The sequence below is a fragment of the Ekhidna sp. genome, assembly GCF_040223195.1.
In the GTDB taxonomy this organism is placed as follows: Bacteria; Bacteroidota; Bacteroidia; order Cytophagales; family Cyclobacteriaceae; genus Ekhidna.
This window is the reverse complement of record NZ_JAVKDX010000004.1, coordinates 1-16,620: the sequence shown is the minus strand read 5'-3', so window position 1 is coordinate 16,620 and position 16,620 is coordinate 1. Positions and strand designations below refer to the sequence as shown.

General features: G+C 43.0%; 14 protein-coding genes. All 14 read left to right on the top strand.

The annotated features are described in order from the left end of the window. The first annotated feature begins 59 nt into the window (after positions 1 to 59). The 14 genes from RLN88_RS00895 to RLN88_RS00830 all read left to right on the top strand — a co-directional run bounded on the left by RLN88_RS00895 (position 60) and on the right by RLN88_RS00830 (position 16,584). Positions 60 to 1,415 carry a response regulator gene (locus RLN88_RS00895; RefSeq protein WP_350219489.1) on the top strand — a complete coding sequence of 452 codons (1,356 nt, stop codon included), beginning with the start codon at positions 60 to 62 and terminating at the stop codon, positions 1,413 to 1,415. Continuing rightward, on the top strand, positions 1,402 to 2,055 hold the full coding sequence (locus tag RLN88_RS00890) for a response regulator (RefSeq protein ID WP_350219488.1): 654 nt from the start codon (positions 1,402 to 1,404) through the stop codon (positions 2,053 to 2,055). The genes RLN88_RS00895 and RLN88_RS00890 overlap by 14 nt, the downstream gene beginning before the upstream one ends. Before the next feature lie 127 nt (positions 2,056 to 2,182). After that, positions 2,183 to 2,524: a hypothetical protein gene (locus RLN88_RS00885; protein ID WP_350219487.1), complete on the top strand. Its 342-nt coding sequence runs from the start codon at positions 2,183 to 2,185 to the stop codon at positions 2,522 to 2,524. Positions 2,525 to 2,891: 367 nt separating this feature from the next. After that, positions 2,892 to 3,308: an HYC_CC_PP family protein gene (locus RLN88_RS00880; RefSeq protein ID WP_350219486.1), complete on the top strand. Its 417-nt coding sequence runs from the start codon at positions 2,892 to 2,894 to the stop codon at positions 3,306 to 3,308. A gap of 89 nt (positions 3,309 to 3,397) precedes the next feature. Further along, positions 3,398 to 7,228: an efflux RND transporter permease subunit gene (locus RLN88_RS00875; RefSeq protein WP_350219485.1), complete on the top strand. Its 3,831-nt coding sequence runs from the start codon at positions 3,398 to 3,400 to the stop codon at positions 7,226 to 7,228. Then, complete coding sequence (locus tag RLN88_RS00870; protein ID WP_350219484.1) at positions 7,225 to 8,448, top strand: TolC family protein; 1,224 nt, start codon at positions 7,225 to 7,227, stop codon at positions 8,446 to 8,448. Before RLN88_RS00875 ends, RLN88_RS00870 begins: the two co-directional genes overlap by 4 nt. Before the next feature lies 1 nt (position 8,449). Then, positions 8,450 to 10,255: an efflux RND transporter periplasmic adaptor subunit gene (locus tag RLN88_RS00865; protein ID WP_350219483.1), complete on the top strand. Its 1,806-nt coding sequence runs from the start codon at positions 8,450 to 8,452 to the stop codon at positions 10,253 to 10,255. A 17-nt stretch (positions 10,256 to 10,272) separates the two neighbouring features. After that, complete coding sequence (locus RLN88_RS00860; protein WP_350219482.1) at positions 10,273 to 10,764, top strand: DUF3347 domain-containing protein; 492 nt, start codon at positions 10,273 to 10,275, stop codon at positions 10,762 to 10,764. 2 nt (positions 10,765 to 10,766) lie between these two features. After that, entirely contained in the window at positions 10,767 to 11,327 is a 561-nt protein-coding gene (locus tag RLN88_RS00855; RefSeq protein ID WP_349563630.1) for an AraC family transcriptional regulator, read from the top strand. A gap of 71 nt (positions 11,328 to 11,398) precedes the next feature. Beyond that, entirely contained in the window at positions 11,399 to 13,885 is a 2,487-nt protein-coding gene (locus tag RLN88_RS00850; RefSeq protein WP_350219481.1) for a heavy metal translocating P-type ATPase, read from the top strand. Between the two features lie 10 nt (positions 13,886 to 13,895). Continuing rightward, positions 13,896 to 14,492 (top strand): DUF2911 domain-containing protein, encoded by a 597-nt coding sequence (locus tag RLN88_RS00845; protein ID WP_350219480.1) that lies wholly within the window; start codon positions 13,896 to 13,898, stop codon positions 14,490 to 14,492. Next, positions 14,489 to 14,956, top strand: a complete 468-nt coding sequence (locus tag RLN88_RS00840; protein ID WP_350219479.1) for a TlpA family protein disulfide reductase — start codon at positions 14,489 to 14,491, stop codon at positions 14,954 to 14,956. Before RLN88_RS00845 ends, RLN88_RS00840 begins: the two co-directional genes overlap by 4 nt. Then, positions 14,953 to 16,179 (top strand): exo-alpha-sialidase, encoded by a 1,227-nt coding sequence (locus RLN88_RS00835; protein ID WP_350219478.1) that lies wholly within the window; start codon positions 14,953 to 14,955, stop codon positions 16,177 to 16,179. The genes RLN88_RS00840 and RLN88_RS00835 overlap by 4 nt, the downstream gene beginning before the upstream one ends. 3 nt (positions 16,180 to 16,182) lie before the next feature. Next, positions 16,183 to 16,584, top strand: a complete 402-nt coding sequence (locus RLN88_RS00830) for a Fur family transcriptional regulator (RefSeq protein ID WP_349563625.1) — start codon at positions 16,183 to 16,185, stop codon at positions 16,582 to 16,584. Positions 16,585 to 16,620 lie beyond the last annotated feature (36 nt).

The window sequence follows — 16,620 nt, the reverse complement described above, 5'->3', positions numbered from 1 at the left end:
ACACTTACAATTGTAATATCTCACAAAATCTTATAAATTGATAATAATCATCCGAACCCATGGGAAAAATTCTTGTAGCCGAGGACTCTCTTATCGTTAACCAGCATATAAAACATGCGCTGGAATCAGGCGGCCATCAGGTCGTGTCAGTATACTCCGGCAAAGAGGCTGTGGAGGCTGCTGCAAGGGAAAATCCAGATCTCATCCTCATGGATATCATGATGGAGACAAATTCCGACGGAATTGATGCTGCATACGAGATCAAACAAAGCCTGGATATTCCAATCATATTTTTGACTGCACTGACTGATGAGCCCACGATTGAGAAGGCAAAATTTAGTTTGCCATACGGGTATGTGGTAAAGCCATTCAATGAAGCGGAGCTACTCTCGAATATAGATGTGGCTTTGTACAAAGCTCAGGCAGAAAAAAAAATCAAGGAGAATAGCGAGCTCTTTCAGGCAATTATCAATTCGATTGATAAGGCTATTTTTTTATTGGATTCTGGAGGTATCATCAAATACACCAATTCAGTGGTTGAGTCTATCACGGATCGTTCGTTTGATCAGCTTATCAACAAGAACATAAACGAAGTGCTCAACTTCATTGATGAAAATGGAAAGGCCGATCAGGAAATTGTGGGCATGGAGGATGCCACGGAAAAGGAGCTCATTCTAAATGATACTGATCGGGTTTATGGCGATTTCTATTCTCACTATGTATCATTGGATGAAGATTACACGCTCTTTTTCTTCAAGGACATCACCGAGCGTGTGAGGATCAGAGAGGCAAATGAAGACATGAAAAACAGGCGTTTGCTCTCATTCATTGAAGGCCAGGAAAAAGAGCGAGAGCGAATCGCCCGGGACCTGCATGATGGCGTAGGTCAAATTGCCAACATGATTAAGCTTGCGGTGAAAAAAGGAGATTCCGGGGATATCCTAGCAGATATGATCGATCAGTTTCTGGATGAAATGAGAAAGGTGACGGACGGTTTGTTGCCCACCCTGCTCAGCGATTTTCCCATCGATGTGAGTTTGAAAAAAATCATTGATCAGGCAAACAAGAGTTCCAATATCCGATTTGAATTTCATGCACAGGATCTTCCCAAGCTGGACATGAAGCATAAAGTGAACATTTACAGAATCTCACAGGAAAATATTTCTAACATTATCAAGCATTCTCAGGCGACCAATGCGTCTATACAGCTTTACGGATTTGATGATCACATCCAAATGACAATAGAGGATGATGGGGTCGGGTTTGAATTGGGAGACTACACGGATGAAACATCGCATCACGGCCTTCAAAATATGCTTTTTAGGTCCGAAGTTTTAAACGCTGAGTGTAATATTGATACAAAAAGGGGAGGGGGCACATTCATTAGCTTAAAAATTCCACATGAAGAAAACTAAATTATTCCTCGTAGAAGATCACGAATTGGTACGAAAGGGTGTGAAGAGCATCATTGACATGGATCAGTCGATTGATATCGTAGGTGAGTACGATAGGGCCTCAAAAGCGATAGAAGCGATGGAGCAAGGAAACGTCCCCAATATCATTTTGATGGATATATCCATGCCGGAGATGACGGGGTTGGAGGCTTCCAAAATCATCGGGGAAAAATTTCCAGATGTCAAGATCATTGTTTTGAGCATGTATAAAGATGAGGAATATGTGATGGAGGGCCTCAATTTCAACATAGCTGGATATGTGGTAAAAGACAGTGTGGCCGATGAGATTTTGGTAGCTATTGAAAAAGTGTTGGAAGGAGGTAAATTTTTCAGCCGGGAGGTCATTGATACGGCCCTTAATTCATATAAGGAAATAAAGAAGGAAAAGAAAAAGGCGGAGAGTGTCCAACTGACCAAGCGGGAGATTGAAGTTTTGAATGATATATCTGACGGGTTGAAAAGTCAGGAAATTGCCGAGAAGCTCTTTATAAGTGAGCGAACCGTTGAGGCTCACAGGGGCAATATAATGAAAAAGTTAAATGCCAAAAACATGGCTGAATTGATCAAAAAGGCTATGAACCTAGGCTTGATTAAAGCCTGAGTTTTAGTAAAAATGCCTAACCAAAGTGCCGTACTTTCCTGCGGTATTTTCCATCAGGTATCTGCGTACATTTGATATACCTGCATAATTTGTAGGGATAAGCCACCTAATTTAAGAACGTATAACTATGATTATTCACGATACTCATCAGAAAATCAATGCGCTCAAGGAGCTTATACCCGGTGGCTTTGTGTTTGTTTTGGATACTACAGATAGGTCTTTCGTTTTCAAATCAGGACCAGATATTCAATGCGAGCAGCGCGTGATATCCCTCGATCGGGTTCACGGCATTGATACCCTCACAAAATTTACAGATTTCTATTCTTTCGAAGACGACACATCCTATGTGAAGTTGCGACGCATCAGTGAAAATACCTTTATCGGCTTGTGTGGCGATAAGGAAGAATTCAGCGCAGAGCAGTGGAGTGGCGCAGACGATTACTTGCAGCGTGCTGCTCTTACTCATTAAATTAAGAGAAATAAAAACCGGCTTATACTGGGTTATGTGAACTTGGTGGGATCACACCCAGACCCATACCACACCACCTTGGTGATCTTTCAATGGCGGTTTCAGATCAGGGTTCTCACCGGTTTATTTAAATAAAAAAAGCTGCACAAGGCAGCTTTAAATGTGAACTCGGAGGAACATGAACCTTCATTTTTATCCATTGTATATCAATTAGTTACGAGTCAAGGACTCAATATGGTAACCGAATAGGTAACCGAGTGATTTAGGCTCAATTAATACGGATTATGATGGGTTGAAATTGAAATCATATAACTCTCTCCCATAATTCTGTAAATCCTTCCTTTTCAGTTTTCGTATATTTGTTTGGTTGAAAAAGATTATATCCATATCGCTTGCACTCCTGATGCTTACAAGTCATCTGGGTTTTGCCGTAGGAACTCACTTCTGTGGGGGACTTGCTGTAGAAGCCAAATTGATGATTGGACATGAGCACCTGGATTGTGGAATGGCTGACATGGATAAAGAATGTGAAGGCAAGTCCGACGGAAAAACCTATCTGGATAAAATGCCTTGTTGCGAGAATGAATACCTCAGCATAGAAGTTGAGGATGAGTTTAAACCAACTATAGAGCAAAGTACACTGAATTTCGAGTTTGTTGCGGCATTTGTTGTCTCATATCTTGATGTCTTTTCAGTAGATGAGGTAAATCCACAATACACGGAGTACGACCCACCTCTGGTCACGGAGGACATATCAACACTTCACCAGGTCTTCATTATATAATACGCATAGTATGTTCTGACAAGTTTGTCAGGCGGGGTATATCAATGCCCATTTTGGACTGATGTTTCAGTTTCAACTCAAAACATATTATGCTCAATCGAATCATAAAATACTTTTTAGAAAACAGGCTGGTAACTGTTCTAATTCTCATTGGCTTCATTGCCTGGGGAATTGTGACAGCACCGTTCGGCGGTCAGGCGTCCCTGTGGAAAGTCGGCTCATTACCTTCTGATCCTGTGCCTGTGGATGCCATTCCCGATATCGGGGAGAATCAACAGATTGTATTCACTCAATGGCAAGGACGGTCACCTCAGGATATTGAAGATCAGATCTCTTACCCAATGACTACCTATCTTTTAGGTATCCCGGGCGTTAAATCCATCCGAAGCTCATCCATCTTCGGCTTTTCAAGTATCTACATCATCTTCAATGAAGACATTGAATTTTACTGGAGTCGATCTCGAATTCTGGAAAAACTCAATTCCATTCCATCAGGATTACTGCCGGATGAAGTTCAACCTACCCTAGGCCCAGACGCGACAGCACTTGGACAGGTGTATTGGTACACCATAGAAGGAAGGGACAAGAGTGGAAATCCTACAGGAGGATGGGACTTGCATGAGATCCGCACCGTGCAGGATTTCTATGTGAAGTATGGATTGAATGCTACCGAAGGAGTTTCAGAAGTAGCTTCAATTGGTGGATTTGTTCAGGAATACCAGATTGACGTAAATCCGGATGCGCTTTTGGCATATAACATCCCGCTGCATAGAGTCATGACGGCTGTCAAGCAATCGAATAAAGATGTTGGAGCTAAAACCATTGAAATCAATCAGGCCGAATACCTGGTAAGAGGGTTAGGCTATATCAAATCCGTTGAAGATTTGGAGAAAGCAGTTGTTGCTGTTCAAGACAATGTACCTGTCCGAGTTATGGACATTGGTCGTGTATCACTTGGCCCGGCTACTCGAAGAGGATTACTAGATAAAGACGGAGCTGAAGTAGTAGGTGGAGTGGTAGTCGCCAGATATGGTGCAAATCCACTGGAGGTCATCAACAATGTCAAGGACAAGATTAAGGAGATCGCTCCAGGACTTCCAAAGAAAACACTAGCCAATGGGACAGAGAGCCAGTTGACTATTGTGCCTTTCTATGATCGATCCCAATTAATTTATGAAACACTGGGAACACTTGAAGAGGCACTTTCATTGGAAATCCTGATTTCCATTTTGGTAGTAATCGTCATGGTGTACAATCTCAGAGCCTCATTTCTGATTTCAAGTATTCTTCCGATTTCCGTACTTATGGTGTTTATTGCCATGCGCTACTTTGGTGTAGATGCTAACATCGTGGCACTTTCCGGAATTGCCATTGCCATTGGAACGATGGTCGATCTGGGGATTATACTTTCTGAGAATATCATAAAGCATCTCGATGAAGCTCCTCCTGAACAGAAGTTAATCACAACGATTTACAATGGTTCAGCTGAGGTAGCAACTGCAATACTCACAGCTGTCTCAACAACCATTGTCAGCTTTATCCCTGTATTCACTATGCAGGCAGCTGAAGGCAAACTATTCGGGCCACTGGCCTTCACTAAAACTTTTGCTCTTGTTGCTGCACTAATCGTGTCACTATTGATTTTACCAACACTGGCTTACTGGTTCTTTGGAGCCAGAATTAAAAATGAGAAGGTGCAACAAGTCGTAAACCTTGGCTTGATCCTCATTGGGATTGTAGGATTAGCGTTCGGCCAGATTTGGGGTGGGATCATGATGCTGCTTTTCGGATCACTGGTTTTCTTCAAAGCTTGGTATAAAAGAAAAGAACGACCTCAAAAATGGTATACTGGAGTCATTGATAAGGCTGAATTGATCCTGGCCGTAATCGGTGTGGTTTGGTTACTTGGTAAATATTGGCTTCCACTTGGAGCCGGCAAAAGTGTATTTACGAACGTGCTTTTTGTTGCGCTTCTGATTGGTGTTATTCTGGGAGCATTCACGTTGCTTCAATATTACTACAAGTCGATACTAAAATGGTGCCTGGCCAATAAGGTCAAATTCATGCTCATTCCAACTTTTCTAATCCTCTTAGCAGTCAATATCTGGCTAGGATTCAGCTCGGTATTTGGATTTGTATCCAAAGGTTTGGAGGCGATGGGTGTTGAGGTTCAGTCCTCCAAAGGCTGGTCGACATTCGCTCATGCTTTTCCTGGTGTTGGCGAAGAGTTTATGCCATCACTGGACGAGGGAAGTTTCTTGCTTATGCCTACTTCCATGCCACATTCAGGCATTGAGTACAATCGGAAGGTGGTTGGTCAGCTGGATATGTTGCTAACCAATATTCCTGAAGTTGATCTGACGGTCGGTAAACTAGGTAGAGTGGAATCAGCATTGGATCCTGCACCAATTTCCATGTATGAGAATGTGATCAATTATAAGTCGGAATACATGGTGAACCAAAGTGGTCGAAGGATACGATTTAGAGTTGATGACGATGGGCGTTTTGAGTTGACCGATGGAACATTCATCAGCAATGAAGATGCGCTTCAAAAAGGGATCAAGCAATCCCAACTAATTGAAGATGACAATGGAAAGTATTTCCGCAACTGGCGACCAGAAATTCAGTCTCCGGATGATATCTGGAATGAGATAATTAAGGTGACCAAAATCCCTGGCGTGACTTCAGCTCCAAAGTTGCAGCCGATCGAGACTCGGTTGGTTATGCTCCAAACAGGCATGCGAGCCCCAATGGGAATCAAAGTTTATGGCCCGGACCTGCAGACGATACAAGATTTCGGTTTGCAACTGGAGGAGATCCTTAAACAAGTTCCATCCGTCAAAACAGAAGCTGTCTTTGCTGACAGAATAGTTGGAAAACCTTACATGCATCTCAACATTAACAGAGAGCAGATCGCTCGATATGGACTGAGCATTGAAGATGTTCAGCAAACCATTGAAACTGCCATAGGTGGCATGAAGGTCACCACGACAGTTGAGGGGCGAGAACGATTTCCTGTACGAGTTAGATATCCTAGAGAGCTCCGTGACGATCCTGAATCGCTGGCCAAGGTATTGATCCCAACCCCGACAGGAGCACAAATTCCACTCGGGCAGTTGGTAGACATTGAATATATGAGGGGACCTCAAGCCATCAAAAGTGAAGAGACTTTCCTTGTTGGTTATGTCCTTTTTGATAAACGAGATGGTTACGCAGAAGTGGATGTAGTAAATGATGCTCAGCGCACCATCAAGGAGCGAATTGATAGCGGGGAGTTGGATGTTCCATCTGGAATTAGTTACAAGTTCTCGGGTAGCTATGAAAACCAGGTGAGAGCTGAAAAGCGATTGGCCATCATTGTCCCGGTGGTGTTGGGGATCGTATTCCTGATCCTTTATTTCCAATTCAAATCCACGACTACTTCCCTGATGGTATTCACCGGAATAGCCATGGCTTTTAGTGGTGGATTTATCATGATCTGGCTTTACGGTCAAGATTGGTTTTTCAACTTCTCATTACTAGGAGTTGACTTCAGAGACCTCTTTCAGATCAAAACCATCAACCTCAGTGTAGCGGTGTGGGTAGGCTTCATTGCCTTATTTGGAATAGCAACGGACGATGGCGTGTTGATGGGCACTTATCTGGATCAAAGTTTTGATCGGAACAGGACCAAAACGATCCCCGAAATACGTGAGGCAGTAGTAGAAGCAGGGTTACGAAGAATCCGACCGGCTGTGATGACCTCTGCCACGACCATCATTGCCTTACTTCCAATTCTTACATCTACCGGAAGAGGATCTGATATAATGATCCCAATGGCAATCCCAGCCTTTGGAGGAATGGCCGTGGCGGCAATCACCTATTTCGTGGTGCCGGTACTGTACTGTATGCGTGAAGAACGAAAACTGAATAAGCAATGAAAAAGTATCTAATCATAGTAATGACCTTAAGTGTGGTGCTTCCAGGAAGTGCTCAAACTTTAGAGGAATACTTTCAATTTGCAGCGGAAAACAATCCTGGACTAGAAGCCAAGTACAAAGCTTTCGAAGCAGCATTGGAAAGAATTCCTCAGGCTAACAGCCTACAGGACCCCACCTTTTCATTTGGATATTTTATCTCTCCGGTTGAAACAAGAGTTGGCCCACAGCGAGCACGGTTCTCACTCACTCAAATGTTCCCTTGGTTTGGAACATTAAAAGCAAGCGGTGATGTAGCTACCCTGAATGCAGAAGCTCAATATCAGGTCTTTTTGGATGCTCGGAATAAGCTTTATTATCAAGTTGCGGTGGCCTACTATCCGCTCTATGAATTGGATAAATGGATTGAGCTGGAAAGTGAGAATGCAGAAATCCTTGAGTCATACAAGACCATTGCAACCACTAGGTTTGAAAATGATCAAGGGACATTGGTTGATGTACTTAGAGTGGACATCATGCTCAAGGATGCATTGACCAATTTGGAAATTCTCAGAATGAAAAAGCAACCATTGGTGACCTCATTCAACAAGCTCTTGAATAGAGAAGAGTATGCTGACGTGGTAGTTACAGATTCCCTAATGGTCACCGATCTGGCAATCAATCGAGATTCATTACTGGCCAATAATCCTGTCTTGGATGAATTGGAAATTCGGTTGGAGGCAAGCAAGAAGCAAGAGGTTTTGGCTGAGAAGCAAGGATTGCCAAAGCTAGGGGTGGGTTTGGATTACGTGATTGTCAGTGAACGCTCGGATATGTCTGTTCCTGACAATGGCCAAAACGCTTTGATGCCTATGGTCACTGTGGGTATCCCCATTTTCAGAGGAAAGTACAAATCAGCAAAGAAGGAAGCTCAACTGATGCAGGATAGTTATTCACTTCAAAAAGAGGATCGAATCAATCAGCTCATATCCGGATATGAAATGGCTGATTTCGACCGAGTAAAACAAATGGAACTTCTACAGCTCTATGACGAGCAAATTGCTGAGACGCAGCAGGTGCTTAACCTCCTACTTTCAGCATATGGGAACTCAGGAACAGCATTCGAAGAGGTATTGCGTACGCAACAACAACTCTTAAAGTATAAAAAAATGAAGGCTACAGCGATGATGGACTATCACGTTGCAGTGGCTAAGCTTAATTATTTGACAGCTAAAAAGTATTGAAATGAAAATATCCATAAGAACACTAATCGTTGTGATTGTAGCAACCCTCGCAGGTGGTTTGCTGCTTGGATGGGCCTTTTTTGGTGGAAGTTCGGAAGCGGAACATTCGCACACTGAAGTCATCAACGGAGAGACCGTTTGGACATGCTCTATGCATCCGCAGATTCGACAAAATGAAGCAGGCGCTTGTCCGATATGTGGGATGGATCTCATACCATTAGAAGACGACAATGGAGAAGGTATTGATCCTATGGCCATTACCATGTCACCTACTGCGATGCAGTTGGCCAATGTTGTTACGGCAATTGTAGGTAGTGAATCAGCAATGAAAACCATTCGCTTGAACGGCAAAGTGCAGGAAGATGAACGATTGATCTTCAGCCAGACCACACACTTTCCAGGAAGGATTGAAAAGCTTGCTGTGAATTTTACAGGAGAGTATGTCAGTAAGGGAAGCGTGATTGCAAATTTGTATTCACCTCAGTTGGTAACTACTCAGGAAGAGCTGTTCGAAGCTTATAAAATCAGAGAAAGTCAGCCCAATCTATATCGGGCGGCCAGGGAAAAGCTGAAGAACTGGAAGCTGACCGAATCTCAAATAGATCAGATCATATCTACTGGAAAGACTCAGGATCAGTTTCCTGTACTAGCGGATCAGTCGGGCTATGTAACTAGCAAGAAGGTCAATCTTGGAGACTATGTAAACAGAGGACAAACCCTATATGAGATTGCCAATCTATCCAGAGTTTGGGTACAATTCGATGTGTATGAAAGTGACCTGTCCTGGATTAAAAAAGGTGATTCAATTCAATTCAATATTAGTTCACTTCCGGGACAAACGTTTAAAGACAAGATTGATTACATCGATCCTGTGATCAATCCCAAAACTCGTGTGACAAAAGCGAGAGTAGTCGTCCAAAACAATGATCGAATTCTGAAACCTGAGATGTTTGCTTCCGGTGAAGTGAAAGCTCAACTGGGAAAGACAGTCGATCAATTGACTGTACCCAAATCTGCAGTGATGTGGACCGGAAAACGATCCGTGGTTTATGTGAAACTATCCTCCGATCAGGGATTGCATTTCAAAATGCGGGAAGTGACGCTTGGCCCATCACTTGGAGATGCTTACATCATTGAGAAAGGGTTGGAATCAGGCGAAGAAATCGCCGTGAATGGAACCTTCAGTATTGATGCTGCGGCCCAACTTGCAGGCAAGCCATCGATGATGTCACCGGAAGGTGGAGCTGCCATGACAGGTCATGATCATAGTGGAATGAACCAAGGATCCTCACAAAGCAATAATCAAATGAACATGCTTCAGGTGAATGAATCTGAACAAACGTTTGAAAGTGATCCTGAATTTAAGGAGCAACTTCAGGCGGTCTTTTCAGCCTATCTACCAGTGAAGGATGCGCTCATTGAAAGTGATGTAAATACAGCAAGCAAGGAAGCCAAATTTCTTCAAAAGGTTATTGAAAAAGTGGATATGAAGTTGGTAAAGGATGAAGCACACATGGAATGGATGAAAGACCTGAACATACTGCAGAAATCCACTGAAGGTATTCAAAATGAAACTGATCTGGAAAAAGCTCGAATGATGCTTTCACCCTTGAGCGATCAGCTGTTCCATTCACTAAAAAAATACCAGGTAGAAGTAGATGGCTATCGACAATACTGTCCAATGGCTTTTGACAACACAGGAGCCTTTTGGCTAAGCGATTCGGATAAAATCCTGAATCCATATTTCGGTGATGCCATGCTCACCTGTGGGAATGTAGAAGAACATATAAATGAATCAATCAATTAAACTTTAACTTAAATACGATGAAAACAACACTATTGACACTTGGGCTTGCATTGGCTATTGCTTCTTGCAGCTCTGCAAAAAAGGAAGAGAAAGCTGAAACTAAAGAGGCGGCAAAAACTGAGGTTACTGAAGCATCTTCCGGCATTTCTGACTACATGGCACTCAAAGATGCTTTGGTTCAGACTGATGCTTCAGCAGCGAAAGATGCAGCGGCTAAACTCGCTGAATCTGCAACCAAGGAGAATTGGAGTGCCGATATCGTTGAGGCTACAAAAACAATCGCATCCAGTGACAATGTAGAAGCCCAACGAACAGCTTTCAAAACGGTGACTGACGGACTCATTGCTTCATTAAAAGCCAATGATTCAGAAGATGGAGTTTATGTACAGTACTGTCCGATGGCTTTTGACAATACAGGAGCCAGCTGGTTGAGCATGTCAGATCAGATCAGAAATCCATACTTCGGTGACAAGATGCTGAAGTGCGGAAAAGTAACTGAAGAACTGTAATCATGACTACCCTCCACATCAAAAACATGGTTTGTGATCGCTGCAAGAAAGTGATCAAAGACGAGTTGACCACCCTCGGTGTGGAGGTGCATTCTATTGAATTAGGAGTGCTTGAGATTGATCCAAAATCAGTTGATCTTGAATCCATCGCCGGTACCATTGAAGCACATGGTTTTGAATTAATAGAAAGTAAGGAAGAAATAATTGTCGAGCGAATAAAGGTGTTTCTCATTAACATGATTGACCAGCTTCCCATTCAGCGAAAGAACAAGCTTTCGACCATGATTTCTGATGAATTGGGAAGGGATTATTCATCACTAAGCAAAGTCTTCTCTCAAAGGGAACACATTACCATTGAGAAGTATTTCCTACGATTGAAACTCGAGAAGGTCAAAGAGCTGATTCAGGATGGTTCCCATTCCTTTTCTCAAATTGCTTCCATACTTGATTATTCCAGCATCAATCATTTATCCGGGCAGTTCAAACAAGAAACAGGACTTAGTATGTCAGAGTACAAGACCATGTTTCAATCGGATAGAAAACCTCTTGACAAGATTGTGTAAATCAAATCCATGATTATGAAATCGATTCAGTTTTGCACCTCCGAACTTTGTTTCATTAACTTTTTAATGAAATGAAACACACGTATCAAATTTCCGGAATGACCTGCAATGGTTGCAAGAGTCATGTAGAGAAAACGCTCAAAGCAGTTGAGGGTATCTCTGATGTTTCTGTCGATTTAGCAAATAAGGAAGCGGTTGTTCAAATGGAGTCTCATATTCCAATTGAAACACTTAAAGAAGCCTTGCAAAAGGACGGAGATCGCTATGACATTCACCTTCCAGGGTCTCACGAGAATCATCACCATCCCATGCCGGAAATTAAAAAGAAGGACACTGGAGGATCTGGCAAATACTATTGTCCCATGCTTTGTGAAGGGGATAAGAAATACGACAAGCCAGGAGATTGTCCAAAGTGTGGTATGGATTTAGAAAAGGAAGAAAGTTCAAAAACCATTTACACCTGCCCGATGCACCCTGAAGTAGAGCAGGATCATCCGGGATCATGTCCGAAATGTGGAATGGATTTGGAACCGAAAAAAGCTTCTGCTGATGATGGTTCGGAGGAACAGAAAGCATACAAGAAAATGCTGACCAAGTTCTGGATTTCGGTGGCATTCACACTTCCCGTCTTCTTTATCGCCATGAGTGAGATGATAGGTGTTTCTTTATCTGGAATCGCAAGCGAAAAGACCTGGGGTTGGGTGCAGTTTGCATTGAGTACACCAGTCATCTTTTACTCTTGTTGGAATTTCTTTGTGAGAGGGTACAAATCCATCATCAACCGCTCACCGAACATGTGGACACTCATCACCTTGGGAGCTGGAGCTGCATACCTGTTTAGCATTTTTGCCTTGCTGTTTCCTGATATTTTCCCTGATCAATTCAAATCAGAGGGAGGAGCTGTTCACTTATATTTTGAAGCTGCAGTGGTCATTCTTACCCTGATCCTATTAGGACAATTATTGGAAGCAAAAGCAAGAAGTCAAACCAATTCTGCCATCAAGGAGCTTCTCAACCTTGTACCACCTGAAGCAACGGTCATTAGAGATGGTGAGGAAATGACGATTCCATTGGAACATGTGAAGCTGGATGACATCATTAAGATTAAACCTGGTGAAAAGATCCCTGTAGATGGTGAGATAACCGAAGGAAAAAGCAGTATCGATGAATCGATGATCACAGGTGAACCTGTTCCCGTTGAGAAATCGGAAGGAGATCACGTGATAGGGGGGACAATCAATGGTACCAGCTCCTTTCAAATGAAAGCGCAGAAAGTAGGAAGTGATACACTGCTATCCCAGATCATCGAGATGGTCAATAAAGCCAGTCGGACAAAGGCACCCATTCAGAATCTGGCTGATAAAGTGTCCAGCTATTTTGTTCCTATCGTCGTTACAATTGCCATCATAGCTTTTGCCGTATGGGCGATTTGGGGTCCTGATCCTAAGTTGGTTTATGCTTTCACCAGCGCCGTGACCGTGCTAATCATTGCCTGTCCATGTGCATTAGGACTAGCTACTCCCATGTCGATCATGGTTGGAACTGGAAAAGGTGCGAAGCAGGGGATTTTGGTAAAGGATGCAAGAGCCATAGAAGAAATGCACAAGGTGACCACACTTGTCATTGATAAAACGGGAACGATAACACAAGGGAAGCCATCCTTGCAGGATGTTCAGTCAATTACTGATAAACATAATGCGGACGACATTCTTAAGAATGTCGCTTCACTCGAATCAAATAGTGAACATCCATTGGCACATGCCATTGTCGAGGGAGCTGAAAATAAAGGACTGAAACCTCAGAAGGTTGACGATTTTAACTCCATTACTGGTAAAGGCATTACAGGCAAAGTAGATGGGCTGCAAATAGCCATTGGCAACAAAAAGCTCCTGGAGGAATTTGATTTAACACTGGATCAGGAGCATGACGAAGATGTGAAGCAAAGACAGCTGGAAGGACAAACGGTCATGTTTGTAGTGATTGATAAGGAAGTGGCAGGGTTCATCAGCGTAGCTGACCCAATCAAAGAATCATCCGCTGATGCTATTAAGCATTTGCAGGACCAAGGACTGGAGGTGATTATGCTCACTGGTGACAATAAGAATACAGCCAAAGCGGTTGCAGATAAGCTTGGATTAGATGGATACGAAGCGGATCTGTTACCGGAAAACAAATACGAGAAAGTCAAAGCGCTACAGGAAGAGGGAAAGATTGTAGCTATGGCCGGTGATGGAATCAATGATGCTCCAGCCCTCGCTCAGGCCAATGTAGGAATTGCCATGGGAACTGGTACCGATGTGGCCATTGAAAGTGCTAGTCTTACATTAGTTAAAGGAGAATTGGATGGAATTGTGAGAGCTCGGAAGCTGAGCACAGATGTGATGAGAAACATTAAGCAGAACCTGTTCTTTGCTTTCGTTTACAATATGCTAGGTGTACCAATAGCCGCAGGAGTGCTCTTTCCTGTATTTGGTCTTTTGTTGAGTCCGATGCTTGCAGCATTGGCCATGAGCCTCAGCTCCGTTTCAGTAATAGGTAACAGTTTAAGATTAAGATAAAATAAAAACCATGAAGACGACAGCACTAACACTTACAATTTTCGCATTGCTTTTTAGTTGTGGAAGCCCTGGTAAAGGTGAGCAAGAAAGCAATGAAAAGGATTCTCATGCAAACCATGAGCATGAGGCTAAAAAAGAGGACACCAAGAAAAAGCCACTGAGTCCCCGAACCGCTTCCATGTCCAATATTGGGAACAACCATGTGCATATTGATTACGGATCACCAGGTAAAAGAGGCCGAATGATCTTCGGAGGATTGGTTGGCTATGGCACAGTATGGGCTACTGGAGCACATAAGGCCACCACCATTTCTTTTGATAAAAATGTAATCATCAACAGCGTAGAGATTCCAGCAGGGAAGTATGGATTGTTCACTATTCCTAGAGAAGAAGAATGGACGATCATTATCAGTAAAGATTGGGACATGCACCTGGCGGATGATTACGATCAGGTAAATGATATGGTTCGGGTGTCAGCTCCGGTTCAAAAGCTGGATGAGGTTGTAGAGTCCTTAACTTTTGAGGTCAGTGAAATCGACGATAAGAACGGACAAATCACCATTAAATGGGATCAGACAGCTGTCGCGTTTGATGTTGAGAATCAATGAAAAAGCTGCTAATCATTTCGTTTTTACTAATTGGTTTGATTTCCTGTCAACCGGAGAAGGACACGTTTATCAGTAAAATCAAACTGGCAGATTTGAAAGGTGAAACGCTGGACAAAGAGCAATTCAAAAGCAAAATTATCATTCTTAACCTTTGGGCTACATGGTGCACTCCTTGCATCAGGGAAATGCCCGATCTGGTGAAGATGCAAAATGAATTGCCGGGTGACTTTGTTTTACTTCTTGCATCAGATGAATCCCTTATAAAGATTCAGCAATTCACTGAAAGACGACCTTTTGACCTCACGTTTACTCAAATTCAAACTTCTGTAGAGTCTTTAGGTGTCTATTCTTTGCCTACCACATTCATTATTGGAAAAGATGGTCAGCTATTAGAAACACTTGTTGGAGCACGGGAATGGGATAGTCCTGAACAAATTGAACAACTTAAAACCTACCTAAAATGAAATTATTAAGCGCATTAATCATAGCCAGTTTATTGCTTTCGTCTTGTCAGAAAAATCAAGAAAAGGCGACAGAAAATTCTGCACTCCAAAATGTTGAGTCCCCTGCAGAGAGCAATGCTTCTTTGCCTTATTTGATCAAAGGAGGTGATGATCTTTTGTATATGTCCTGGGTGGAGAAAAGGGATTCAGGTTGGATCGACCTGAAGTATTCGGTCCAGAAAGAAGACATCTGGCAAACACCAGAAGCCATTGCATCAGGAAACGATTGGTTTGTGAATTGGGCAGACTATCCCATGATGGCAGTGGATAAGCAAGGAAATATGATTGCTCATTTTCTGGCTAAGAGTTCTTCAGGAACCTATTCCTACGATGTGAATGTGGTCTATAAGCCAGTCGGGGGCGAATGGTCAGAACCGATTATTCCCCATGATGACGGCACACCAACAGAGCACGGATTTGTAACCATGCTACCTAAGAATGACGGAACGTTCTTACTTTCCTGGCTGGACGGTCGCAATACCGGAGGTGGTGATCACGATTCCGGCGGTCACGGAGGTGGAGGAGCAATGACGATCCGGACAGCCACATTGGATATGATGGGTAACCTAACACAGAAAGCAGAGCTCGATTCTCGCGTATGTGATTGCTGCCAGACAGGAGGCGCAATGACCCTAGGTGGACCTGTAATCGTTTACCGTGATCGCTCAGAGGAAGAAATGCGAGATATGTCCTTTGTAAGATTTGTTGATAACAATTGGACTGAATCCAAAGCAGTAAACTCAGACGGATGGAAGATTGCCGGATGTCCGGTTAATGGTCCAAGAATAGCTGCTTATGAAAATACAACAGCTACAGCCTGGTTTACAGCTGCTGAGGGAATTGCAAAAGTGAAGGTTGCTTTTATGGATGATTCGGGAGCATCTTTTCAGGAGCCAATCATTGTGGACGATTCCGTTTCGGTTGGTAGAGTGGATATTGTAATGATAGATAATCAATCAGCATATGTAAGTTGGCTTGACCTGGAAGGAGAAACACCACTCATTAAGTTCAGAAAAGTATCAAAAAATGGTTCTATGAACGATCCGATAATCGTTTCAGAAACCAGCGCATCCAGAGGAAGTGGATTTCCTCAGATGGAATTAATTGATGGTACGTTGTTCTTTGCCTGGACGAATGTTGAGGAAGACAAAACTTCGGTTTCCCTTTCTCAGTTTAAATTCTGAACAATGCTCGAACAAAAACTAGAAAATAGAGATATCAAGCCAACAGCCATGCGGCTGTTAGTACTAAGAAAGCTCGTAGAATCAGGGGCTGCTATAAGTCTCAGTGACCTGGAAACAAAATTTGAACGGGCAGATAAAGCTACGCTTTATAGAACCCTCAAAACCTTTGAAGACAAGAAGCTCATTCACAGTATTGATGATGGAACCGGTGCTGTGAAGTATGCGCTCTGCGAAGAAGGCTGTGAATGCGAGCCACAGGATCAACACATTCACTTTCATTGTGTGGGATGTGGCGAAACTTATTGCCTAACTCAGTCTAAAATCCCTCAAACAAACATTCCAATAGGTTTCAAGGCAGCCAGTGCCAGCATGGTGTACAAAGGCACATGCGCGAACTGCTCCTAAAACAATGCAAACAGGTTGCACTCCTTTTTCGTTATT

Excerpts from the sequence above, each read along its gene's own strand:
- RLN88_RS00895 (WP_350219489.1), top strand. The coding sequence starts at position 60 with ATGGGAAAAATTCTTGTAGCCGAGGACTCTCTTATCGTTAACCAGCAT.
- RLN88_RS00890 (WP_350219488.1), top strand. The coding sequence starts at position 1,402 with ATGAAGAAAACTAAATTATTCCTCGTAGAAGATCACGAATTGGTACGA.
- RLN88_RS00885 (WP_350219487.1), top strand. The coding sequence starts at position 2,183 with ATGATTATTCACGATACTCATCAGAAAATCAATGCGCTCAAGGAGCTT.
- RLN88_RS00875 (WP_350219485.1), top strand. The coding sequence starts at position 3,398 with ATGCTCAATCGAATCATAAAATACTTTTTAGAAAACAGGCTGGTAACT.
- RLN88_RS00870 (WP_350219484.1), top strand. The coding sequence starts at position 7,225 with ATGAAAAAGTATCTAATCATAGTAATGACCTTAAGTGTGGTGCTTCCA.
- RLN88_RS00865 (WP_350219483.1), top strand. The coding sequence starts at position 8,450 with ATGAAAATATCCATAAGAACACTAATCGTTGTGATTGTAGCAACCCTC.
- RLN88_RS00860 (WP_350219482.1), top strand. The coding sequence starts at position 10,273 with ATGAAAACAACACTATTGACACTTGGGCTTGCATTGGCTATTGCTTCT.
- RLN88_RS00855 (WP_349563630.1), top strand. The coding sequence starts at position 10,767 with ATGACTACCCTCCACATCAAAAACATGGTTTGTGATCGCTGCAAGAAA.
- RLN88_RS00850 (WP_350219481.1), top strand. The coding sequence starts at position 11,399 with ATGAAACACACGTATCAAATTTCCGGAATGACCTGCAATGGTTGCAAG.
- RLN88_RS00845 (WP_350219480.1), top strand. The coding sequence starts at position 13,896 with ATGAAGACGACAGCACTAACACTTACAATTTTCGCATTGCTTTTTAGT.
- RLN88_RS00840 (WP_350219479.1), top strand. The coding sequence starts at position 14,489 with ATGAAAAAGCTGCTAATCATTTCGTTTTTACTAATTGGTTTGATTTCC.
- RLN88_RS00835 (WP_350219478.1), top strand. The coding sequence starts at position 14,953 with ATGAAATTATTAAGCGCATTAATCATAGCCAGTTTATTGCTTTCGTCT.
- RLN88_RS00830 (WP_349563625.1), top strand. The coding sequence starts at position 16,183 with ATGCTCGAACAAAAACTAGAAAATAGAGATATCAAGCCAACAGCCATG.